The organism is Exiguobacterium sp. FD-YE-25-4, from assembly GCF_057004685.1.
Genome location: NZ_CM168041.1, coordinates 749,695 through 770,862, shown reverse-complemented (window position 1 = coordinate 770,862; position 21,168 = coordinate 749,695). Strand labels below are relative to the sequence as shown.

Genomic DNA, 21,168 nt, shown 5'->3' with positions numbered 1-21,168 from the left:
AGTGCTAGAAAAACGGGACCCTCGCCGAGGGTCCCGTTTTTTGTCATGTGAGGATGAGATAGAGGGCCTCATCCCGCTCGATGAATCGTTTCTCGCTCTCCAAGCGCAAAAACGTGAAAATCGACTCGAGCAGCGTCCGGTCGTAGCGCCATTCGACACCGAGGTCCGTTTCGACTCGCTCGTTCGGTTCACCTAAAAGCGCAATGAGGTCATCCGGCCGCTTCTGTAAATCGATGTCGATGCGTTCGACGCGCCCGTCAACAAACCGGAGCTCCATCCCGTCATAGCGCCAGACGTCCCCTCGCTCCATCGGTTCACCAATCTCGTCGAGGACGGTTTGTTCACGTTTGTTCATCAGCCCTTCAATCGTCTCAATCGAGTGACCTGTCTGAGCTTCGACTTCGATTTCAATCAACTCGGCCCGATCAAGATCGAACTGCCCGGCGACGGTCTCAGCTTGTTCCGGCAACAAGGCAAACGCCAAGTCATCGTCTTCCGTCAGCGTCACGACCTCAGTCTCGGTCACCGTCGACCCATCGATGACAGCGACGGCTTTCACGTCATAACGACCGGGCATACGCTCGAGTGCCACCTCACCGCCCCCCTCATCAATTCGACCGACTTGTGCACCGTCCACCCACACGTTCGTCAACGGTACGTCCGATGTCACAACGAGCGTCTTCGGCAACAATTCAATCCGATAGTCCGAGAAACCAAACCGTCCTGCCCCCGTATCGACGAGCCGGAACAACCCATCCGTCTCCATACCTTGCTCCCGGTCGGCGCGGTCCTGCGCTACTTCCGAGATGGCCTCGCCCCGAATCGTCTTCTCTTCATTCAACCAGCCCATGAAGCGGAGCGCCTCGGCTCGTGTCAGCGGTTCTGATTCATACTCGACGTTCTCCTGGAAGAAGCTGACGTCCTCGTTCAACAGCGCCTCTTTGAACCGGACATGAATCTTGTCATTGGCTGCCGCCGGTTGATATCCCCAGCGATAGACGGCCCCGGCGATCAGCCCGAGCACGATTGTCGCAAGGAGGACATAATAGATTCGCCTCCGCCGTACCGTTTTTTTCGATCGTACATACGCCATCCGTTTACTTCCTCTCTTGATTGCTGTTGTTTCTAGTCTAAGACGATTCATCCTCCCGGACAATCATTCTTCCGCCTGAATTTCCATGTTATGATGAAGTGGAATAGTCATTTACGAATGGAGGAACCCACATGCACACTGAAGCCAACTGTATTTTTTGTAAAATCGTCCAGAACGAGATTCCTTCTTATAAGGTATACGAGGACGACGCCGTCGTCGCGTTCCTCGATATCTCGCAGGTCACGAAAGGCCATACGCTCGTCATCCCAAAACATCACGCCCGAAACATTTATGAACTGCCAGCCGATGTCGCCCGGGACGTCTTCCAAGCCGTGCCTTCTATCGCAAACGCCATCCAGCGCGAGACGGGCGCGATCGGCATGAACATCCTATCGAACGCCGAAGCAATCGCCGGACAAACGGTTTACCATTTCCATATGCATCTGTTGCCACGCTATGGCGAGACAGATGGATTTGACGCAAAATGGGAGACGCACCAAGACGATTACTCCACTGAAGACATGCAAGCCATCGCTGCCGGCATCAAAGCGAAGCTATGAAAAAATGGACCGCCGCTCCTGGAGCGACCGGTCCATTGTCTTATGTGCCCTTATGACGAATTGATCGAATCGAGATGACGTTTCCGCTCTTCCTCGATTTGGGCCCGTTCGACTTGTAATTTAATCGCTTGCTCGTACAACTGTTGCCGCGATTTGACAGATTCCGCTTGTTCGAATTCTTTTCTTAACAAATTTAGACGGGCGTCTATTTCAACGAGTCGCTTTTCAAGCAAAGTTTGTTTACGCGTCTGTTCATTCTGTTCCGACGCTTCATATCCCGCCTCGAGTGCTTCCATTATTGTCTGTGCCCAAGGGTCATCTCCCAGTCGCTTGGCCGCGTTATACAGGTCTAGCATGTCATCAACCCAACGCTTTTGCATGTTCACTGGAGGTCACCTTCCTTTACCCATAGTTTAAAATAAAATGATTTTTCGGTCAAAATTGAATGTTCTGAAAAATTTTATTTAAGATATAGGTTTTTAATCACTCTTTTTTGGTAAAATAATATGAAAAGAATGTATTGTAGCATCAGTGTGCTTGAGGAGGGGAATGTATTGTCGAGTCACAATCGTCGAGAGTGGGTTGCATTTGGCTTCGTCGTAGCGTTTTTAGGGGTTGCGACCGTGAAGAAAATCGCCCGTGGAACGGCAAATGACGCCGCGGCCAATCAACACCGGGCGTCCACAATCACTACGTTGAAAGAACAATTCCAAAAAGTTGCCAAGGACGCGTCGCAAGTGGCCGCGGCCGGTAAATTGCAAGGGAAAGAATTGACGGATCAAGTGAAAGCCGAAGTCGAACGTTATCAACAAGACATTCAGCCTTCAATCGAGCGGATCCAAGGAAACCTAGACGAGCTTTCGAACGTACAGTCAGACATGACCGAAGCGAAAGCGGAAAAGACCAACTGACCGGTCTGTTGTCATCGCCCGTCGTTTTAGTCACATTGTATCCGGAAAGGATGGATCGACATGGAACATGAAAAAGAATTCACTGGCCCTGAGGCCATGCTCTATAGTCATAAAATCATTCAACTTAGTAAGGCATTGTGGAAGACGGTCGAGAAAGACTGGCAAAATTGGATCAAGCCGTTCGATTTGAACATTAACGAACACCATATTTTATGGATCGCTCACGCCCTCGGCGGCGCCTCGATCTCAGAGATCGCCAAATATGGGGTCATGCACGTATCGACGGCGTTCAACTTCTCGAAGAAGTTAGAAGACCGCGGTTTGCTCACGTTCTCGAAAAAGGAGACGGACAAACGAAACACGTACGTCCAATTGACGCCTGAAGGTGAAGCGCTCTTGCTCGAGACGATTCATGCGTTCGATCCGGAAGAGAACGGCGTCTTCCGCGCTTCGCTCCCGCTCCAAGAATTGTACGGGAAATTCCCGGACTTGACGGACATCACCGCGATCGTTCGCCGCTTGTATGGCGACAACTTCATGGACATCTTCGCTGAAACATCGAAGATGATCACAGAAGAAGCCGGACGTCGCCCTGAGGACGACGAGATCAGTAAAGAAGCTTGACCTGCCGATACAGCGGTTCCGTGACGTCTAGCGCCATTCCTTGGCGCACGCACGCCGCGAGAATCGTCTCGGCCTCTAAATGAGGATGAAGCATGCCGACGAAATGAACGAGCAAAGGCTCTACGGACGACAGACCGTAGCGCGCTTGCTCGTTTTGTCGTTCTCGGATATCATCAAGCAGCGCGAAAAACGCGACGACTTCTTGCCGTGTCAGATTCGCCTTGAGCACCTCATGTTCAAAGGGCCGCTCCGACCAATCGACCGCCCCGAGCAACAGTTCCATTTGAAACGATAATTGATTGATTTTCTCTTCTAACGACACGTTCTCCACCCCATCATTTCACATTCTCTTTCATCATTATACGACACGTTTCTGTGCTATGATACTACACAGGCAAGAGAACAGCTGTTATCATTAACAAAATGTGGTATAGTCGGATTTAGAAACTTATAGATTTTTAGGGGTGGAATATATGTCAAACGGAATGACGAACGAACCGAACAAACAAAACAAGAAGTTTTCAACAGGCGCCCTCGTCGGCGCATCAGCGATTGCACTTCTCATCGGTGTCGGCGGCACATATGCGGCGACAAACGGCGGGTCTTCGGACAACTCAGCAGTTGTTTCCTTTGAAGGCGGCGAAGTGACACGCGGCGAGATCGCGGACATGAGCTACGACCGTATGGTCCCACAACTAGCTTTCCAAGAAACGATGAACGAGTTGCTTGAAAAAGAATACGGCGACAAAGTCGAACAAGACAAAGTTGACGAAGAGTTCAGCAAGACTGAAGAGCAGTTCAACTCGAAAGAAGAGTTCGAGCAAGCGATTCAACAAGCTGGCATGACTGACACGGACGAGTTCAAAGAAGCGCTCCGCGGACAAATGCTCGTCGATGCAGCGAAGTCAGAACTCGTCGAAGTGACGGACGAAGACATCGAGGCACAATTCGCGAAAGAGAACGTCGAAGTCAAAGCGAGCCACATCCTCGTTGAGACAGAAGAAGAAGCCCAAGCGATCATCAAAGAATTGAACGATGGCGCTGACTTCGCAGACGTCGCGAAAGAGAAATCGACAGACACAGGTTCTGGTGAAAAAGGTGGCGACCTCGGTTACTTCTCAGCCGGCGCCATGGTCCCAGAGTTTGAAGAATACGCGTTCCAAGAAGACGTGGTCGGCAAAGTATCTGAGCCGGTCCAATCACAATTCGGTTTCCACGTCATCAAAGTCATGGATCGTAAAGAAAAAGATCTTAAACTCGAAGACGAGAAAGATCGCATCCGTGAAGAATTGGCAACTGAAAAAGCAGCCTCTGTCGACGCGAACAAGATCTACGCCGAGTTGATCGAGAAATATAACGTCGACGTGAAAGATGCGAAAGCTTCAACACAGTTCGACGCTGTGAAAGACGCCATCAAAGCGTCAGAAGAAGGTACAGAAGAAGCACCGGCCGAAGAATCGACCGAGCAATAAGCAAAAGACGTCCCGCGGGACGTCTTTTTTGTATGCCTTCATAGCTTCGGTTTATAAAACGCACGGTTATCGAGTGCCATGACCCGCTCAGTGAACGCTCCGGGTTCGATCCCCTCGAACGCCTTCTCGAACATGTTCATCCGGGCATCGATGTTGTCGATGAAGAACAACATCTCAGCTTCCGGGAGCTGTGGCGCGTTCGCCGATCCCCACTCCGGTTTCCCGTGATGACTGAGGACGAGATGTTGGAGCAACGTCACGACTTCGCGTTCGGTCCCGAGTTCTCGGGCCACGACCTCGATTTCAGACGCCATGAGCGACAAGTGGCCGAGCAGTTTGCCTTCAAGCGTATACTCCGGCGTGATCGCATCCGACAACTCGATCACTTTCGCCAAGTCGTGGAGCACGACACCCGAGACGAGCAAATCACGATTCAATTGCGGGTACAGGTCACACATCGTTTCAGCGAGTTTCAGCATCGACAAGACATGGAACGCAAGGCCCGAATAGACCGCATGGTGGTGTCGCACCGCGGCCGGATACGTGAAGTAAGCCTCTTCGTTCCGGTCGACGAGCGCCGTCACGAGTTGTTTCATCCCTACGTGCTCCATCGCCTCGATATAGCCGCGGATTCCCGTCTCGAGTTCCGACTTCGGTACAGGTGCCGAACGGACGTATGGCGCGATGTCCGTCTCCCCTTCGATGATGGAGATTTGTTTGAGCTTCAGTTGGGTCCGCCCGCGGTAATCCATCACTTCTCCGGAAGCGTGGACGATTTTCTTCGTCGCATATTTATCCGTGTCGGCGCTATCCCATACTTTCGTCTCAATCTCTCCGCTCTCATCGCAAAGAATGAGCGTCAAATATGGTTTGCCATTTCCGGCGAGTCCTCGATAGGATTGTTTGATCATGACATATTGGTTTAACGTGTCGCCCACTTTGAGCTGACCGATTTTAGTAGTCGTCAAAAAAAGCACCTCTCTTCTTGTCAGTACCTTCATCTTAACGAAAGTTCACGTGAGATGCCAACTTTCTTAGGAAAGCGGGAATACTTGAGGGAGAAGGAAATTGGGGGAATGGAAGATGAGTTGGAAATGGTATACACGACCCGAAGAAATCGTACAGGTCGACAATCATTATGAAGAAGCGTACACGTATTGGCTCGAGCAGTTGACGACGGCGAAAGTCACAAAAATCATTGTCGAGCAAGACTATATGTATGGCTCGCTCACGCTCGACTATGAACAGCTCGAGCGTGAACCGCAAAAGATCGGGCACTACTTCGTGACCCGGGATTTCTTATGGACGATCGGCTTTGACGACGTCTATTGCCAGTCAGTGGCGGCCAAGCAATACGATACACCAATCGAGGCGTTCTATGATTTGCTCGCTGAAAAGATGGACTATTACTTTCATGGCATCGATGAATATGAAGAACGGTTGATGGTCGCCCAGCGCGAGATGAGCGGGCAAGTGCCGCCCCAGTTCATGAATGAGATTTTCGGGCTCCGCAGCGAGATCGAACGATGGTCCGATACCGTCGTCCCGTACCGCGAACTGCTCATGGCCGGGCGCGAGGCGTTTCTCGACATGGACTTAAACGAATTGAAAGCGTATCGTCTCGCCAAATATCGCGTCAATCGGCTCCTGACGTTGATCGAACATTACCAAGAAGACGTCATCGCGATGACCGATTTGGCCGCGACGTTGTCAAACTTCCGTGGCAACGAGATCATGAAGGCGCTCACCGTTTTCACGGCCTTGACGACGCCCGTCGTCGCGTTCGGTGCGGTCTGGGGCATGAACTTCAAACAAATGCCCGAGCTCGAGTGGCCGCTCGGTTATTTGTTCGCCTGGCTTATGATCATCGGCTTCACGGTTTTGATTTATTTCTGGTTGAAGCAAAAAAATTGGATTGGGTCGCTTCTGCAATTCCCGAATCAAATCCGCAGCCAAGAGAAGTTGGATAAACAGCGCAGCAAACGAAATAAGCAAAACTAGCAAAAAACGAACAAAAGTTCGGTATACTGAAAGGAGCAGATGATACAGAAAGGTGATGTTCATGGAACGATTGATCATCCATGTCGATATGGACGCATTTTACGCCTCGGTCGAACAACGCGACCGCCCTGACTTACGCGATAAACCGGTCATCGTCGGTGGCGCCCCTCACAGCCGTGGGGTGGTCGCCACTTGTTCGTATGAGGCGCGAAAATACGGCGTGCACAGCGCCATGTCGTCACGGCGGGCGTTCGCGCTCTGTCCTCAGGCGACGTTCGTCAAACCGCGCTTTCACGTCTATCGACACGTCAGCCAACAGGTGATGGCCATTTTCAAATCGATCACGCCGCTCGTCGAACCGCTCTCGCTCGACGAGGCGTACTTGGACGTGACAGAAAACACGCTCATGAGCACGTCGGGCCCTTATATCGCGCGCTACATCCTCGGGGAAATCAAACGGCGGACCGGGCTGACCGCTTCGGCCGGGGTCGCCCCGTCGAAGTTCGTCGCCAAGATCGCCTCAGGATTCAACAAACCGAACGGACTGACGGTCGTCGAGGCGGCTGACGTCGAGGCGTTCCTCGCCCCGCTCCCGATCACGACGATGCACGGGGTCGGCAAAGTGACCGCCCAGACGTTGTTCAAGCACGACTACCATACGATCGCCGATTTGCAGGGCACCCGCCCCGAGCAGTTGAAGGCCATCTTCGGCCACGACCGGGGAAATCAGTTATATGAGCTCGCCCACGGCCGGGACAGCCGCCCCGTCGTGCCGACCCGGGAACGAAAATCGATCGGCTCCGAGACGACGTTCGCGTTTGACCTCGATGACCCGGAAGAAGTGTACGAACGTGTCATCCCGGAAATCGAAGACGTGCTCCATCAGCTCGACCGCCGCGAGCTCAGCTGTCAGACGGTGACAATCAAAATTAAGACGAGCGAGTTCCAAGCCCGGAGCCATCAAATCAAATTGAACCATCCGACGCACGACCATGACGAGATTAAACGGCTCGCTCGCCGTCTGTTCGACGAGATGGCGATCACCGAACCGGTCCGCTTGATCGGGATGACGGTCTCGGAGTTGATTCCGCGTACTGAAACAGCACGTCAACTCACATTTGAAGAGCTGACGAAACCTTCGCTTGAAGAATGAATGACCATTCAGTACAATGGAAGCAAAGGGGGCGAACGGATGGAACAGTATACGATCACAGCGTTCGAGAACGACGGCACGGTCGTCTTGAACGATTCATTTACCGCGGCAAGCGATGACGAGGCGAAAGCGAAAGGGCTCGCGATGCTCGAGGAAGCCGGGCACCTCCATAAAGGGGCCCGCATCGCACGTCGCGGCCAACTCATCTACTTCGAGCGCTGTAAACTGCCAGGAAAACTGAAAGGCACGGCCTCATAATAGAAGCGCCTCGGGAATCCCGAGGCGCTTGCTCATTCGCTATATTTGGCTTCCCACTCGCTGCGCCACTCCATGTAATCGGGATGCAGCTCTTCCGCCGTCTTCCCATCGAGTGAATAGCTCGCTCCGGTAAGCGGCTCGGCCGAATCCGGATATGACGTCCCCCCGATGATCTCGCCGGCCACCATCATGACCGAGACGTTCGTCTGGCCGAGTTCTGCGACTTCATCGAGCGGATGGTTGCGGACGATGAAGTTCTCATGTCGAATGTCACGTCCGATATAGGCATCCGGCGGCGTCATCTGGACTTGCCACGTACTTTGCGTTGGCAACTCAAGCAGATCTGCCTTTTCAAAGCTCGACGTTCTATTCCCTTTATAAGAGACGACGTCATAGCCTTGCTCCTCTAAGTACGCCTTGGCCACTTTGGCGTCCGCCCCGAGCGTCGGTGCCGGCTGTTCGCTCTCATTCGAGCAGGCCGCAAGCAAGAACACAGCCAAAATCATCCCAACTCGTTTCCACATCGTCTCTCACCTCATCGTTTAGCATTTTTTTACACATTCGGCAGAGCAAACAACATTTCCTTCAAAACGGGAAGATGAACAAAATCGTGAAGATGGCGATGACCGCCGTCACGACCTGAAGCGGCAAGCCGACTTTGACAAAATCGAAGAAGCGATAGCCGCCGATGCCGAACACCATCGCGTTCGTCGGTGACCCGAATGGTGTCATGAACGCGAGCGAGGCCGCGATCGCGACGGCGACGACAAGCGGGACGGGACTGACTTGGAGTGCCGAGGCGAGCGACAGTGCGAGCGGAGCGAATAAGACGGCCGTCGCCGTGTTCGAGATGATTTGACTCAGCACCATCGTCGCGACGAAGAGCGCAACGAGCACCCAGACCGGACCAGCCTGCCCGAACGACTCACTGATCCATGTGACGAGCCACGCCATGATTCCAGCATTGTCGAGCGCTTGGCCGACCGGGATCATCGCTGCGATCAAAAGAAGCGAGGACCATTGAATCGATTGATACGCGACGTCCATTTGGCGGACGGCTCCGGTGAGCACCATGGCAAGCGCCGCGAGCCATACCGCTACCGTCGGGTCGACCCACTCGAACACGAGGAGCGTGACCATTCCGAGCATGATCAATCCCGCTGCTAGTTGATGACGTTCGGATACGGCCCGATTGGCCACGTCGGTCACGTGCTCATTGGCAAGCAAGAGATGCGTCTCGTTTCCGACCCGCTCTAAGTCGGCCCACTCCCCTTGGGCGACAAGCATGTCGCCTCGTTCGAGCGGCACATCTTTCAATCGGGTGATGGCGATTTCCTCGTTCGGGCGTACGACTTGAAGCACGTTCAATCGATACTCATTGCGCAACCGACTCTCGGACAAACAGCGACCGACGAGCGGGCTGTCGGTCGGAATCGTGAAAACGGCGACGCCCGACTCTTTGCCGTACACATCTTTGACGTTAACCGGCTCGACGACCAATCCTTCTTGTCGGGCGATGCGGTGGACATCCGTCTCATCGCCACTGACGAGGACACGCCCTTCCGTAAGCACCGTGTCGGCTCGGGCCGTGATAAACCGATGGACCACTCCTTTTCGGTGTTCGCCGACGACGACCAGGCCGTCTCGTGACCACTTGACGTCACTAAGCGTCTGACCGACGAGGCGGTGTCCTTTCGTGATGGACAGCGCGTAGACGGCTACTTGCGGTATCATCAACGGATGGGCCGCCGACGAACGAACATCCCCCGCCCCGAGCAGACGGTTCCCAATGACATAGAAATATAACAGTCCGACCACAGCCACGACGAGACCAATCGGCAAGAGCGCAAAAAATCCAAGCGTTTCCCCCGCCCCTCGGAGCGTCTCCGCGGCGACTAGGTTCGGCGGCGTTCCGATAAGTGTCATCGTCCCACCGATGCTTGAGAAAAAGGCGAGCGGCATGAGCAATTTCGCCGGGCTCGTCCCCATCTGCCTTGACATGGCGAGCACGACCGGAATCAACAAAGCGACCGTTCCCGTGTTCGACATCAGGCTCGACAGAAACGTCACGGTGACCATGAGGACGAGAAAGAGACGTACTTCACTCCCTTTCGCGTACGGGATGAGAGCGGCCCCTAACCGTTCGGCGAGTCCGGTGTGAAACAACCCGGCACCGACAATGAACAGTCCGGCGATCATGAGCACGACCGAATTCGAAAAACCGGCCATCGCTTCGACCGGTGTCAGTTGATTTGTCAAAACGAGCAAGAGGAGACCAATCAGCGCGACCAAGTCGGCCCGGAGCCAACCTCCGATAAAACCGATGATCATGACGGCTAAAATCACCAAGGTGACCATGACGTCCACCCTTTCTTGTGAAATGACCTACAAATAGAGTATACCACGCTTTATGTAAGCGCTATCATGAATTGGGTGACAATCTAGGCAACAAAAAAGCGGATGGCTCGATTGCCATCCGCTTCACTGTTATTGAACTTCGTTATCATTCACCATCGGAGCGTAGAGCTCTTCAAGTGGCTTCATGATAATTTTCGTCACTTCTGTGACCAGTTGATGCATGCGTTGCTCTTCTTGCATGAGCTCCATGATCAATTCGTTTTGTTGAACGCCCATCATTTTTGTCTGCGCATCCATCATCTCTTGTTCAGAGATTTCTTCGCCTTGCATTTGCTTCTGTTGAAGCGTCATTTGGATATCACGGAAGTCAGCGAATAACTGGTTCGCTTCTGCATCCGCATTGACACGGTCGTATAGTGAAGAGAGATTTGTGAACTCCTCAGAATCGCGAAGTGCTTTTTCCAATTGGTAAGCATGATCGTACAAGTTTGATTGTGACATGTGACGTCCTCCTAAAAACTATTAGGGCGTGCCGATCAAACGATGGCAATCAACCCTTGAATCAATCCAATCATACCACCTAATAAGGCGCCAAGCCATGTTATTGCCCGGAACTCTCGTTTTGAGATCGAAAGGACGATCTCTTCGAGGTACGAGGTATCGAGCGAGCTCACTTGCTCTTGAACGATTTGATCGATTTTCAGGCGATCCATGACCGTCTCCATTTGATCCGTGAAACGCGTGATGACGAGCCTCACGCCGTTCGGCACGAGTTCTTCGATGACACGGTCTTCGACGTCCCGCGTATAGGAGTGGACGGTCCGATCGAGCAGTTCCCCAACCGGGAGACGCGAGACGACTTCCGTCGTCACACCGTCAATCAACCGTTCCTCTAATCGGTCGTCGAGCAGTGTATCGACCGAGCGTTCACTGAACCGCTCGAATTCGCGCGTGATCATCGTCGCCATGCCAGACCGAGTCGAGCCACCTCGCAAGATATTGATAATCTCCGGACGAATCATTTCGACGAAATTCAAGTTTTGAACGAACCCGGCGATGAAACCGAGCCGACGTTGGACGAACGAGTCGACCATGTGCCGAAGTTGCGCCTCGCCTTCAGCCGAATAAAAGTATTCTTCTGACTTGACGAGCAGGGCGTCCACGATTTCGGGGATGATGCCGCGGACACGGTCCATCCCGTCTTCACCGAGAAGCTCATATAGTTGACGCGACTTCACATCCGCAAGGACAAGTCGGAGCTCTTGACGGAGCTTCGTATCCGCTTCTGCCAACACACGTGTCTCCGCATCGGGATAGAGCGGTTCGATGAGCGAACGAATCGTCTTGTCTGAACGAAGCATCGTCCGAACCTCACCTTGCACGAAGTGGGTAATATGACTACCGACTTGTTCATCGAGCAGGCGCTTACGCATCCCTTCAGGCGTCAACAAGTGCTTGACGACCGTCTTCCCGAGGCTCGTTGCCAATTCGTCGCGACGTTTCGGGATCAACCCCGGGGTGAACGGAACTCTCATCTTCCCGATGTATTTAGGATGATGGGGCCGAAACAACATTTTGATAGCGAGAAAGTTCGTGACTCCCCCGATTGTCGCCCCGATGGCGATCATGATGAATATTTTTAGTAGACTGTCCAAACTGCCTGCCTCCGTTCTGAAATATGATACATTGTTTGAAGAGGTGATTGTATTGACTACGTATGATCGTATTAAATCGATTTTCCCGACCGTTGTCCATCGGTCGGAAGATGCATCCGGAGACTACATCTGGTACCAAGCACACGATGGGACCGTGTTTGGACTACCCAAAATGGAATTGAGCGAGCGTGAACGACAGCTCCTTGAATGGTCGGCGACACCGTTTGTGACGACGCGTGATCCGCGTCAAGAGAAATGGCAAGACCGCTTGCTCACAGATTCGTATCGAATCGCCCAACCATTTCGGTTGTTGTCGCTGTCGCTCCATTATCAAGAGCCGGAATCGCTCGAGCAATTTTTAGAGATATTGCACGATTTCATGCCTGAAGCGGAAATCGTCGTCATGACGCGACATCACGTGGAAATCATCGAGATGAATCAACTCATCGATTTGTCCGAGTTCGAGGACGTGTTACGGGCCGTGGCGAGCGATTGCTACGTTGAGGCCCATGTCATCTATAGCGAGCGACCGCTCGGTGTGTTAGGGACACTGTACCAACAACATCAAACGCTGCGCCCGTTCGCGAGACTCTCTACTAAAGCTTACCCTGCTAGTCAACTATTATACCATTACTTGCTAGAAGACCATGAGACTTTTGCCGAACGTCTCCAATTGACTGAGGCCGTATATACGACGCTCGACAAGACGAACATCGAGCTGTTAGAGGCATTATTCGCCTACTCTTTAAATGTATCCCATACGGCTAAAGCATTGTTCATGCATCGAAATACGCTCAATTATCGGCTCGATCGGCTGTATGAACTGACGGGATACGATGCCCGCCAATTCTATGATGCGAGTTTGCTTCAACTCATTGTCACGTTGCACAAATCTGAGTAAGCGTTTTTGTGCAACGTGTACATATCCAATGCAAGCGGTTTCACCGTATAATCAATCTTGTAAGCGCTATTATACAAGAACAGATTCCCAGGAGGCTAACGACATGGCAGAAATTCAATTGAACCACATTGATAAAATATACGAAGGTGGCGACTCAAAGGCAGTCAGCGATTTTAACTTGCACATCAAGGACCGCGAGTTCATCGTCTTCGTCGGACCTTCAGGTTGCGGTAAATCGACGACACTCCGTATGATCGCCGGACTCGAAGAAATCTCGAGCGGGGACTTCATCATCGATGGCAAGCGCATGAACGACGTCGCACCGAAAGACCGCGACATCGCGATGGTCTTCCAAAACTATGCCCTTTACCCGCACATGAGTGTGTATGACAACATGGCGTTCGGTTTGAAACTTCGCAAGTTCCCGAAAGATGAAATCGATCGTCGCGTCCAAGATGCGGCCCGTATCCTCGGACTTGAAGAATACCTTCAACGTAAGCCGAAAGCACTCTCAGGTGGTCAGCGTCAACGTGTCGCCATCGGCCGTGCCATCGTTCGTGATGCCAAAGTGTTCTTGATGGATGAGCCGCTCTCAAACTTGGATGCCAAGCTTCGCGTTCAAATGCGTAAAGAAATCATCCAATTGCACAACCGTCTCGACACGACGACGATTTACGTTACCCATGACCAAACGGAAGCGATGACACTCGCGACTCGCATCGTTATCATGAAAGACGGAATCATCCAACAAGTCGGTTCGCCGAAAGAAGTATATGAAAACCCGGACAACATCTTCGTAGCCGGCTTCATCGGATCACCTTCAATGAACTTCTTCCGCGGTAAATTGGCTGATGGGAAGTTCCTCGTCGGTGGTGAAGAAATCAACGTCCCTGAAGGCAAAATGAAAGGTCTTCGTGACCGCGGTTACGTCGGTAAAGAGCTCGTTCTCGGAATCCGTCCAGAATCGATTCACGATGAGCCGATCTACATCGACTCACCAACGACGCACACGTTCCGCACACATATCGACGTCGCCGAGCTCATGGGCGCTGAGTCATACTTGTACGCCGAACTTGGTGGCCACCAGTTCACGGCTCGCATCGATGGACGTTCGAACATCCACATGGGTGATGACGTCACACTCGCACTCGATATGACGAAAGCTCACTTCTTCGACACGGAAACAGAACAAGTCATCCGTTAATACAAAAATCCCTTCGATTGGTTGCAATCGAAGGGATTTTTCAGGCTATTGACGAATCAAATCGTATATTGCGATTTGATTCGTCTTTTTTTGTGCGCGAAGAGCTCAAAGACTCGAAAAAACACAAACGGCAACCAGATGGTGACCGTTTGTGTTGCTCGTCCGATGGCGCCCCAACTCCTGCAGGAAAGCAATCCAACGGAGACCCAGCAGCGACGCGCGTCGCGATGCGGCTCCGGGATTGCCTGCGGAAAGCGTGGGCGCCGGAAGGACGAGCGATTTAATTAATGCTGGTTAGGAAGCTGAAATCCCTTCGATTTTAGAATCGAAGGGATTTCTTTGTGTCAGCGAATCGCATACCGACGTTCGAGACGATGCTGCCCCGCCTGGATGAGCGTCGACAAGATCCAATAGATCGATGCCGAGAACAAGAGGAGCGGCATGACGAGATACGTCGTCGCGGCGATTTGGTCCGACACGTACGTCAACTCTTGGACGGCGATGACCGAACCGAGTGACGTCGATTTGATAATATCGATGACCGAGTTGGACACCGGTGGGATCGCACGCGATAGCGCCTGGGGGAAGATGATATCCTTGAAGCGCTTCGCACGCGGGATGCCGAGGGCGACACTCGCCTCGACTTGTCCTTGGTCGACCGAATTGATTGCCGCGCGGAACGCTTCCGAGATGTAGGCCGCGAAGTGAAGGCCTAGACCGAAGATGAGCGCCTGCATCCCGCTCAACTGAACGAATCCGGTCAAACCGACGTACAGGATGAGAAGTTGCAACAAGAGCGGTGTCCCGCGGAAGAACGAGATATACGTGCGCGTGAACAAACGGACGATTTTGATTGGACTGCTATGAAGTAATGCGATGATCAGACCGAGCACCAAGGCGAGGAGAATCGACAGGATACTGGCGATCATCGTCAATTGTACGGCTTCTACATAGGCCGAACGGTTCTCGATGACGGTCGTGATCAGCTCACTCATTGACTGATATCCTCACCGAAGTACTGCTCACCGATTTCAGCCATCGTACCGTCTTCTTGCATCTCAGCGAGCGCGTCGTTCAACTTATCGAGCACGTCCGAGTCTTGGCGTGTCATGTAGCCCGCTTCGCTCTTGTTGAAGACGTCACCGACCGCTTTCACGTCGTAACCTGTCTTCTCAAGCTCCGTCAAGATGAAGAGACGGTCGTTGAGCGCTGCGTCAAGACGTCCGACTTGAAGATCTTGCAACACTTGGTTCGCGCCTTTGTAGAACTTGACTTCAGCTCCAGCTTCTTCAGCGAGCTTGGCGTAGACCGATCCTTGTGTCGAGCCAACGACTTTGCCGTCGAGGTCGTCGATGCCTTGGATGTCCTCATTGTCTGATGCGACGATGACTTGTGCGCCTGAGACGGCGTATGGGTCTGAGAACGCATATTTCTCTTCACGTTCTGGCGTGATGCTCATCTGGTTGGCGATCATGTCGATGCGTTCCGCGTCGAGTGCTGGAACGAGTCCTTTGAAGTCCATCGGCTCGTATTCGACCGTGTAACCGGCACGCTCGGCCGCTTCATTCAACACATCGATGTCATACCCTGTGATTTCACCTTTATCTTTATACGTGAATGGCGGGTATGTCGCTTCTGTTCCGACTGTGATGACGGCTTCTTCTGAACCGCTGTCTGTCTCTGTGCCGCATGCTGCGAGCACCCCGAACGATGCGCCGATAGCGAGTACTGCTGTTAACGATTTTTTCATGTGAATTCCGCCTTCCTGATAATCCTTATATGATTACATGGTTTTGAACAATAACCTCATCATACTGACGGGGGCATTCAATGTCAAACAAAAACCACTGCCCTCGTCAGGGCAGTGGTCCTCGCTTAATCGATTGCTTTCGCTTGTTTCATGACATCTCGTTCAATCGCCTCTCGTTTGACCGTCGTCTTCTCAGCGCTATCGGCGTGGACGCTGAAGTAGAACTTGATTTTTGGCTCCGTTCCAGACGGACGCAGGCAGAACCATGAGCCATCCTCGAAGATGAACTTGAGTACGTTCGACGACGGCAACTCGATTGCTTCCGTCTCTCCTTGACGCAAGTTCGTCGCGACTTGTTGCTTATAGTCTTCAAAGCGGACGACTTCGTATCCTCCGACTTCCTGCGGCGGATTGGCACGGAACGCCTCCATCATCCGACCGATCTGTTCGAGACCGGCTTTCCCTTTCAGTGTCATCGATTGGAGCGACTCTTCATAGAAGCCATACTTCTCATAGACAGCTTGGAGCGCATCGTATAACGTGCGTCCTTGTTGTTTATGGAAGGCCGCCATCTCAGCGCCGAGCAAGCACGCCTGGACGGCATCCTTGTCACGACAGAAGTCGCCAATCAAATACCCGTAGCTCTCTTCGTAGCCGAACAAGAACGTATATTCACCAGATTCTTCATATTGTTTGATCTTCTCACCGATGAACTTGAAGCCGGTGAGCGTATTCTCGAGGTGAACCCCATACGCCTTAGCGATGGCCGCCCCAAGTTCAGACGTGACAATCGTCTTCGCGACGAAACCGTTCGTCGGAAGCGTGCCCGTCTCCACTTTTTGAGACAGAATGTAATCCATGAGGAGCGCCCCGGTCTGGTTCCCCGTCAAGACGAACCATTCGCCGTTGCGGTCACGGACCGTGAAACCGACACGGTCGGCGTCCGGATCCGTCGCCATGAGCAAGTCGGCCCCGACACGATCGCCGTATTGCATCGCGAGCTCAAAGGCGGCCCGTTCTTCCGGGTTCGGATAACTGACCGTCGGGAACGACCCGTCTGGCTCGGCCTGCTCCTCGACGATGGTGACATGTTCAAATCCATACGCCTTCAACCCTTCCATGACCGGACGGCGTCCTGTACCGTGGAGTGGCGAGTAGACGATTTTAAGCGGGTCTCCTTGCACATCCGTATGAATGCGAATCGATTGAAGAGCCTCCATATAAGCGGCATCGACCGACGCATCGACGGTGACGAGCGTGCCATCGGCGCGGAGTGGGGCTTCATCTTGGACTTCGATCTTTAATTCGTCTTCGATCGCGTTGACGTATGAGACGAGCTCATCGGCCTCAGCCGGCGGTAACTGTCCGCCGTCGGCGCCGTACACTTTGAAGCCGTTATATTCTGGCGGGTTGTGGCTCGCCGTGATGACGATGCCTCCAAATGCGTTTAAATGTCTGACGGCGAACGACAACTCTGGTGTGGCCCGCAGGCTTGGGAACAAGTATGTCTTAATCCCATTCGAAGCGAGCGTACGCGCCGCTTCGAGCGCGAACTCCGGCGAGAAGTGACGTGAGTCGTGGGCGATGACAACGCCGTGACGTTTCGCTTCTTCGCCTGAGGCAGCGATAAAGTCCGCGAATCCTTGCGATGCCTTACGAATCGTATACATGTTCATCCGGTTCGCACCTGGTCCGATTTCCCCGCGCATACCGCCCGTCCCGAATTCGAGCGTCTTATAAAAGGCGTCTTCGAGCGACGTCTCGTCTTGCTCCATTTCCTCAAGCTCGGCGCGCAAGTGCGGTTCGAGCGCCTCGTGTTGTTTCCATCGGTCATATGTCTGTTGCCATGTCATGGTCAGTTCCCCTTTCGACATTCAAAAATTCAATCGAAGTACTCGCCAATTTGTTCCATCTTGTATACGATGGGAGTAACGAAACTTCGAGGTGATACTATGTTTCCAACTATGCGTGCCCAAGAATTGAAACACATCGTCCATACGGACTCGATTCGCTTTATTGATTGTCGTTATTCATTAAACGACGCCTCATACGGAAAATATGTGTATCGACAGGGGCATCTCCCGAACGCCGTCTTCCTCGATTTGATGGAAGATTTATCTGGTCCCGTGTCCGAACACGGTGGGCGCCATCCACTGCCGTCAAAAGAAGCATGGACCGAGACGCTTCGCCGGATCGGGATTCAAAAAGATGATTTGATCATCATTTACGATGACGGATTCCCTTATGCCGCCCGTGCTTGGTGGTTATTCAAATGGGCCGGCCATGAGCGTGTCATCGTGCTCGAGGGCGGGATTCAGTCCGGAATCACTTACTGCGGCGAGACGACGACGGACGTTCCGTCCTACCCCGCCTCAGATTACGTCCCAGCGTTCCAAGACGAGATGATTGCGACGATCGAAGACGTCCGTGCCGCCACGGTCACGGGCGGGCTCTATGATTCACGGACGGCCGACCGGTACGACGGCAGCCATGAACCAATCGACCGCAAGCCCGGGCATATCCCGAACGCCGTCCTTTGTCCGTATACCGAAGCCGTCACCGACCTCGGCACGCTTCAAGATTTTCATGATTTGAGAGAGCTGTACGCCAACGTCCTCGACGTCCCCAACCCCATCTTCTATTGCGGGAGCGGAGTCACCGCCTGCGTGAACATTTTGGCGTTACACGCCCTCGGTAAAGATGACGTCCGGCTGTACCCAGGGTCTTACTCTGATTGGATCAGTTATCCAGAAAACACGGTCCACCCGTAACGGGTGGATCGCTTTTTTATTTCACGCTCGTCGGTTTGATGTTCCAGACGGCGTTCGCGTATTCCGTGATCGTCCGGTCACTCGAGAAGATTCCCGATTTGGCCGTGTTGACGATTGAACTCTCGGCCCAGCGTGCCTTGTCCGAGAACACCTCGTCGACGCGTCGTTGCGCCTGCATGTAAGACGCGAAATCTTTCAACACGAGGAAATCGTCATTATAGACGAGAAGCGAGTCGAAGATGGCTTGGAATTGGTATTCTCCGACTTTGTCGAACGTTCCGTTGACGAGGGCATCGACGACGTTACGCACTTCCGTGTTCGCATGATAGATGTCGGCCGCGTGATAGCCACCGAACTTCTTGTAGTTCATGACTTCTTGTGGTGTCAATCCGAAGATGAAGATATGATCGTCCCCGACCGCATCGCGAATCTCGATATTGGCCCCGTCGAGCGTCCCGATTGTGAGCGCACCGTTCATCATGAACTTCATGTTGCCGGTACCTGACGCCTCGTAGCTCGCCGTCGAAATCTGTTCACTCAAATCCGAACCTGGGAAGATTCGCTCCGCCATCGAGACGCGGTAGTTCTCGAGGAAGACGATCTTGATGAAGCGGCTCGCCCGCTTATCGTTGTTGATCATGGCCGCGAGCGCGTTGATATAGCGAATGACTTCTTTCGCGTAATAGTAGCCCGGCGCCGCCTTCGCACCGAAGATGAATGTCCGTGGCACCATCGTGAACGTCGGGTCCGCTTGAATCTTCTGATAGAGCGCGTGGATATGCATCGCGTCCATCAATTGACGTTTATAAGCGTGGAGCCGCTTGACTTGAACATCAAAAATCGACTCCGGGTCGACGGCGATGCCCGTCTCTGCTTGAATGTAGCCGGCGAGGTCAAGTTTGTTCTGTTGCTTCACGTTCATGACCTGTTCTTGGAAGCTCGCATCTTTTGACACGCCCATCAACTTCTCAAGATCGTTCGGGTGTTCGATCCATGACGAACCGATCGCATCGGTGATCAAGTTCGAGAGTCGCGGATTTGACTTGAGGAGCCAGCGGCGATGCGTGATCCCGTTCGTCTTGTTGTTGAAGCGCAGCGGGAACATCTCATACAAATGACGCATCTCACGTTGTTTCAAGATATCGGTATGGATGCGGGCGACCCCGTTCGTCGAGTGCGAGCCGACGACGGCAAGGTTCGCCATATTGATGTGTTGGTTCGACACGATCGCAATCTCGCCCATGTGCGGCTCGAGATGTGGATAGTTGACGAGCACATCTTTACAGAAGCGACGATTGATTTCCGTGATAATTTGATAGATGCGCGGCAATAACCGTTCATACATCTCGACCGGCCACTTCTCGAGCGCCTCGGCGAGAAGCGTATGGTTCGTGAATGACATGACGCTCTTCGTCACACGCCACGCCTCATCCCATCCGTAACCGTGGTCGTCCATTAAAATCCGCATGAGTTCGGGGATGGCCACGACCGGATGCGTGTCATTGATGTGAACGGCGTAATGGTCGCCTAAGTGCTTCAACGATTTATTATGACGTAAGTAAGACGCGATCATTGACTGAACGCCCGCCGAAACGAAGAAGTACTGTTGCTTCAAGCGCAACACTTTTCCTTCATATGTCGTGTCGTCCGGGTAGAGGAACTCAGAGATGGTCGCAATCGACTGCTTGTATTTGAGCAAGTCTTTGTACGAACCTTTCGTCCGTTCCATGTACTCCTCGTCATCAAACGGTGACTCGGCGTTCCAAAGACGGAGCGTATTGACGACATCGTTTTTGTAGCCGATGATCGGCATGTCGTAAGGCACGGCTCGGACGACTTCATCCGGATGGTGGACGACGCGAAGCCGGTCCCCGATTTGTCGCATCTCGATCCAACCGCCGAAATTGACGTCGACAGCCCGGTCAGCCCGGCGTGTCTCCCACATGTTGCCATCACGGAGCCAGTTGTCCGGCAACTCGACTTGATAGCCGTCGACGATCTTTTGTTTGAACAAGCCGTAACGGTAACGAATCCCGTTCCCGTGCCCAGGCAGGCTGAGCGCGGCGAGTGAATCGAGGAAACATGCCGCTAAACGACCGAGCCCCCCATTCCCGAGACCCGGTTCCGGTTCATATTCCGTGATGTCGGTGAAGTTGAAACCAAGTTCGTCTAACCCCTCTTGCACGACTTCTAAGACGTCCATGCTGAGCAGGTTGTTATACAGAAAACGGCCGAGTAAAAATTCAAGTGAGAAATAAATGACTTGTTTACTCTGTTTTTCTTCGTGCTTGTCGCGGGTGTTGATCCATTTCGGGATCGCCTGTTCGCGCACCATCGTTGCCAACGTTTGATACACTTCCTGCTCGGTCCCTTCATCAAACGACTTCCCGTTTAATGCGACGAATCTCTCTTGAAATGAAGTGACGAAGCTCTGTTTATCTGTAAACATATGTGTGT

The 21,168-nt window shown here is 52.8% G+C and carries 22 protein-coding genes; 10 read left to right on the top strand and 12 right to left on the bottom strand.

Annotated elements, in window-relative coordinates; all coding sequences use genetic code 11:
- Window positions 1–43: 43 nt before the first annotated feature.
- Window positions 44–1,093 carry a hypothetical protein gene (locus AC13H5_RS04015; RefSeq protein ID WP_483546341.1) on the bottom strand — a complete coding sequence of 350 codons (1,050 nt, stop codon included), beginning with the start codon at window positions 1,091–1,093 and terminating at the stop codon, window positions 44–46.
- 131 nt (window positions 1,094–1,224) lie between these two features.
- Between AC13H5_RS04015 and AC13H5_RS04010 the strand changes: the two genes are divergently transcribed.
- Complete coding sequence (locus AC13H5_RS04010) at window positions 1,225–1,653, top strand: HIT family protein (RefSeq protein WP_034776521.1); 429 nt, start codon at window positions 1,225–1,227, stop codon at window positions 1,651–1,653.
- Between the two features lie 50 nt (window positions 1,654–1,703).
- On the opposite strand, the gene AC13H5_RS04005 is transcribed toward AC13H5_RS04010, so the two are convergent.
- Window positions 1,704–2,033, bottom strand: a complete 330-nt coding sequence (locus tag AC13H5_RS04005; RefSeq protein WP_232938993.1) for a hypothetical protein — start codon at window positions 2,031–2,033, stop codon at window positions 1,704–1,706.
- 174 nt (window positions 2,034–2,207) lie between these two features.
- On the opposite strand from AC13H5_RS04005, the gene AC13H5_RS04000 reads away from it, so the two are divergent.
- Window positions 2,208–2,564 carry a hypothetical protein gene (locus AC13H5_RS04000; protein ID WP_235420126.1) on the top strand — a complete coding sequence of 119 codons (357 nt, stop codon included), beginning with the start codon at window positions 2,208–2,210 and terminating at the stop codon, window positions 2,562–2,564.
- Between the two features lie 60 nt (window positions 2,565–2,624).
- Window positions 2,625–3,188 carry an HTH-type transcriptional regulator Hpr gene (locus AC13H5_RS03995; RefSeq protein WP_021066715.1) on the top strand — a complete coding sequence of 188 codons (564 nt, stop codon included), beginning with the start codon at window positions 2,625–2,627 and terminating at the stop codon, window positions 3,186–3,188.
- Here the strand turns inward: AC13H5_RS03995 and AC13H5_RS03990 are convergent.
- On the bottom strand, window positions 3,172–3,510 hold the full coding sequence (locus AC13H5_RS03990; RefSeq protein WP_353049027.1) for a DUF1878 family protein: 339 nt from the start codon (window positions 3,508–3,510) through the stop codon (window positions 3,172–3,174). The genes AC13H5_RS03995 and AC13H5_RS03990 overlap by 17 nt on opposite strands.
- A gap of 151 nt (window positions 3,511–3,661) precedes the next feature.
- Between AC13H5_RS03990 and AC13H5_RS03985 the strand changes: the two genes are divergently transcribed.
- On the top strand, window positions 3,662–4,660 hold the full coding sequence (locus tag AC13H5_RS03985) for a peptidylprolyl isomerase (RefSeq protein WP_034776518.1): 999 nt from the start codon (window positions 3,662–3,664) through the stop codon (window positions 4,658–4,660).
- Window positions 4,661–4,698: 38 nt separating this feature from the next.
- Here the strand turns inward: AC13H5_RS03985 and AC13H5_RS03980 are convergent, their stop codons facing one another.
- Window positions 4,699–5,571, bottom strand: a complete 873-nt coding sequence (locus tag AC13H5_RS03980; RefSeq protein ID WP_483546545.1) for an HD domain-containing protein — start codon at window positions 5,569–5,571, stop codon at window positions 4,699–4,701.
- A 172-nt stretch (window positions 5,572–5,743) separates the two neighbouring features.
- On the opposite strand from AC13H5_RS03980, the gene AC13H5_RS03975 reads away from it, so the two are divergent.
- The 3 genes from AC13H5_RS03975 to AC13H5_RS03965 all read left to right on the top strand — a co-directional run bounded on the left by AC13H5_RS03975 (window position 5,744) and on the right by AC13H5_RS03965 (window position 8,072).
- Entirely contained in the window at window positions 5,744–6,661 is a 918-nt protein-coding gene (locus AC13H5_RS03975) for a magnesium transporter CorA family protein (RefSeq protein WP_052090080.1), read from the top strand.
- A 61-nt stretch (window positions 6,662–6,722) separates the two neighbouring features.
- The gene (gene dinB / locus AC13H5_RS03970) at window positions 6,723–7,814 is read left to right on the top strand and encodes a DNA polymerase IV (RefSeq protein WP_483546340.1); all 1,092 of its coding nucleotides are present in this window, start codon (window positions 6,723–6,725) and stop codon (window positions 7,812–7,814) included.
- Between the two features lie 39 nt (window positions 7,815–7,853).
- The gene (locus tag AC13H5_RS03965) at window positions 7,854–8,072 is read left to right on the top strand and encodes a YhzD family protein (RefSeq protein ID WP_029595983.1); all 219 of its coding nucleotides are present in this window, start codon (window positions 7,854–7,856) and stop codon (window positions 8,070–8,072) included.
- Window positions 8,073–8,104: 32 nt separating this feature from the next.
- On the opposite strand, the gene AC13H5_RS03960 is transcribed toward AC13H5_RS03965, so the two are convergent.
- From AC13H5_RS03960 to AC13H5_RS03945, 4 genes are all read right to left on the bottom strand, one after another.
- Complete coding sequence (locus AC13H5_RS03960) at window positions 8,105–8,596, bottom strand: hypothetical protein (RefSeq protein ID WP_483546339.1); 492 nt, start codon at window positions 8,594–8,596, stop codon at window positions 8,105–8,107.
- 61 nt (window positions 8,597–8,657) lie between these two features.
- The gene (locus AC13H5_RS03955; protein ID WP_483546338.1) at window positions 8,658–10,430 is read right to left on the bottom strand and encodes an SLC13 family permease; all 1,773 of its coding nucleotides are present in this window, start codon (window positions 10,428–10,430) and stop codon (window positions 8,658–8,660) included.
- Window positions 10,431–10,559: 129 nt separating this feature from the next.
- The gene (locus AC13H5_RS03950; protein WP_034776512.1) at window positions 10,560–10,931 is read right to left on the bottom strand and encodes a YlbF/YmcA family competence regulator; all 372 of its coding nucleotides are present in this window, start codon (window positions 10,929–10,931) and stop codon (window positions 10,560–10,562) included.
- A 35-nt stretch (window positions 10,932–10,966) separates the two neighbouring features.
- Complete coding sequence (locus tag AC13H5_RS03945) at window positions 10,967–12,058, bottom strand: DUF445 domain-containing protein (protein WP_483546544.1); 1,092 nt, start codon at window positions 12,056–12,058, stop codon at window positions 10,967–10,969.
- Window positions 12,059–12,128: 70 nt separating this feature from the next.
- Between AC13H5_RS03945 and AC13H5_RS03940 the strand changes: the two genes are divergently transcribed.
- A complete protein-coding gene (locus AC13H5_RS03940) occupies window positions 12,129–12,986 on the top strand; it encodes a PucR family transcriptional regulator (RefSeq protein WP_483546337.1) in 858 nt (285 codons plus the stop codon).
- Between the two features lie 103 nt (window positions 12,987–13,089).
- On the top strand, window positions 13,090–14,190 hold the full coding sequence (locus AC13H5_RS03935) for an ABC transporter ATP-binding protein (RefSeq protein ID WP_034776508.1): 1,101 nt from the start codon (window positions 13,090–13,092) through the stop codon (window positions 14,188–14,190).
- A 344-nt stretch (window positions 14,191–14,534) separates the two neighbouring features.
- On the opposite strand, the gene AC13H5_RS03930 is transcribed toward AC13H5_RS03935, so the two are convergent.
- From AC13H5_RS03930 to AC13H5_RS03920, 3 genes are all read right to left on the bottom strand, one after another.
- Window positions 14,535–15,185 carry an amino acid ABC transporter permease gene (locus AC13H5_RS03930; protein ID WP_034776506.1) on the bottom strand — a complete coding sequence of 217 codons (651 nt, stop codon included), beginning with the start codon at window positions 15,183–15,185 and terminating at the stop codon, window positions 14,535–14,537.
- Complete coding sequence (locus AC13H5_RS03925) at window positions 15,182–15,940, bottom strand: transporter substrate-binding domain-containing protein (RefSeq protein ID WP_034776504.1); 759 nt, start codon at window positions 15,938–15,940, stop codon at window positions 15,182–15,184. The genes AC13H5_RS03930 and AC13H5_RS03925 overlap by 4 nt, the downstream gene beginning before the upstream one ends.
- A 125-nt stretch (window positions 15,941–16,065) precedes the next feature.
- Window positions 16,066–17,793 (bottom strand): phospho-sugar mutase, encoded by a 1,728-nt coding sequence (locus AC13H5_RS03920; protein ID WP_214752367.1) that lies wholly within the window; start codon window positions 17,791–17,793, stop codon window positions 16,066–16,068.
- A 99-nt stretch (window positions 17,794–17,892) separates the two neighbouring features.
- Between AC13H5_RS03920 and AC13H5_RS03915 the strand changes: the two genes are divergently transcribed.
- On the top strand, window positions 17,893–18,711 hold the full coding sequence (locus tag AC13H5_RS03915) for a sulfurtransferase (RefSeq protein ID WP_052090077.1): 819 nt from the start codon (window positions 17,893–17,895) through the stop codon (window positions 18,709–18,711).
- 16 nt (window positions 18,712–18,727) lie between these two features.
- Here AC13H5_RS03915 and AC13H5_RS03910 read toward each other — a convergent pair whose 3' ends face one another.
- On the bottom strand, window positions 18,728–21,160 hold the full coding sequence (locus tag AC13H5_RS03910; protein ID WP_034776498.1) for a glycogen/starch/alpha-glucan phosphorylase: 2,433 nt from the start codon (window positions 21,158–21,160) through the stop codon (window positions 18,728–18,730).
- Window positions 21,161–21,168: the final 8 nt, after the last annotated feature.

What these genes read in the sequence shown, in the direction of transcription:
- AC13H5_RS03950 (WP_034776512.1), bottom strand. Translation starts at nt 10,931, where the DNA reads ATGTCACAATCAAACTTGTACGATCATGCTTACCAATTGGAAAAAGCA.
- AC13H5_RS03925 (WP_034776504.1), bottom strand. Translation starts at nt 15,940, where the DNA reads ATGAAAAAATCGTTAACAGCAGTACTCGCTATCGGCGCATCGTTCGGG.
- AC13H5_RS03945 (WP_483546544.1), bottom strand. Translation starts at nt 12,058, where the DNA reads ATGATCGCCATCGGGGCGACAATCGGGGGAGTCACGAACTTTCTCGCT.
- AC13H5_RS03985 (WP_034776518.1), top strand. Translation starts at nt 3,662, where the DNA reads ATGTCAAACGGAATGACGAACGAACCGAACAAACAAAACAAGAAGTTT.
- AC13H5_RS03920 (WP_214752367.1), bottom strand. Translation starts at nt 17,793, where the DNA reads ATGACATGGCAACAGACATATGACCGATGGAAACAACACGAGGCGCTC.
- AC13H5_RS03975 (WP_052090080.1), top strand. Translation starts at nt 5,744, where the DNA reads ATGAGTTGGAAATGGTATACACGACCCGAAGAAATCGTACAGGTCGAC.
- AC13H5_RS03965 (WP_029595983.1), top strand. Translation starts at nt 7,854, where the DNA reads ATGGAACAGTATACGATCACAGCGTTCGAGAACGACGGCACGGTCGTC.
- AC13H5_RS03930 (WP_034776506.1), bottom strand. Translation starts at nt 15,185, where the DNA reads ATGAGTGAGCTGATCACGACCGTCATCGAGAACCGTTCGGCCTATGTA.
- AC13H5_RS03910 (WP_034776498.1), bottom strand. Translation starts at nt 21,160, where the DNA reads ATGTTTACAGATAAACAGAGCTTCGTCACTTCATTTCAAGAGAGATTC.
- AC13H5_RS04015 (WP_483546341.1), bottom strand. Translation starts at nt 1,093, where the DNA reads ATGGCGTATGTACGATCGAAAAAAACGGTACGGCGGAGGCGAATCTAT.
- dinB (WP_483546340.1), top strand. Translation starts at nt 6,723, where the DNA reads ATGGAACGATTGATCATCCATGTCGATATGGACGCATTTTACGCCTCG.
- AC13H5_RS03980 (WP_483546545.1), bottom strand. Translation starts at nt 5,571, where the DNA reads ATGATCAAACAATCCTATCGAGGACTCGCCGGAAATGGCAAACCATAT.
- AC13H5_RS03915 (WP_052090077.1), top strand. Translation starts at nt 17,893, where the DNA reads ATGTTTCCAACTATGCGTGCCCAAGAATTGAAACACATCGTCCATACG.
- AC13H5_RS03995 (WP_021066715.1), top strand. Translation starts at nt 2,625, where the DNA reads ATGGAACATGAAAAAGAATTCACTGGCCCTGAGGCCATGCTCTATAGT.
- AC13H5_RS03960 (WP_483546339.1), bottom strand. Translation starts at nt 8,596, where the DNA reads ATGTGGAAACGAGTTGGGATGATTTTGGCTGTGTTCTTGCTTGCGGCC.
- AC13H5_RS03935 (WP_034776508.1), top strand. Translation starts at nt 13,090, where the DNA reads ATGGCAGAAATTCAATTGAACCACATTGATAAAATATACGAAGGTGGC.
- AC13H5_RS04010 (WP_034776521.1), top strand. Translation starts at nt 1,225, where the DNA reads ATGCACACTGAAGCCAACTGTATTTTTTGTAAAATCGTCCAGAACGAG.
- AC13H5_RS03955 (WP_483546338.1), bottom strand. Translation starts at nt 10,430, where the DNA reads ATGGTCACCTTGGTGATTTTAGCCGTCATGATCATCGGTTTTATCGGA.
- AC13H5_RS04005 (WP_232938993.1), bottom strand. Translation starts at nt 2,033, where the DNA reads ATGCAAAAGCGTTGGGTTGATGACATGCTAGACCTGTATAACGCGGCC.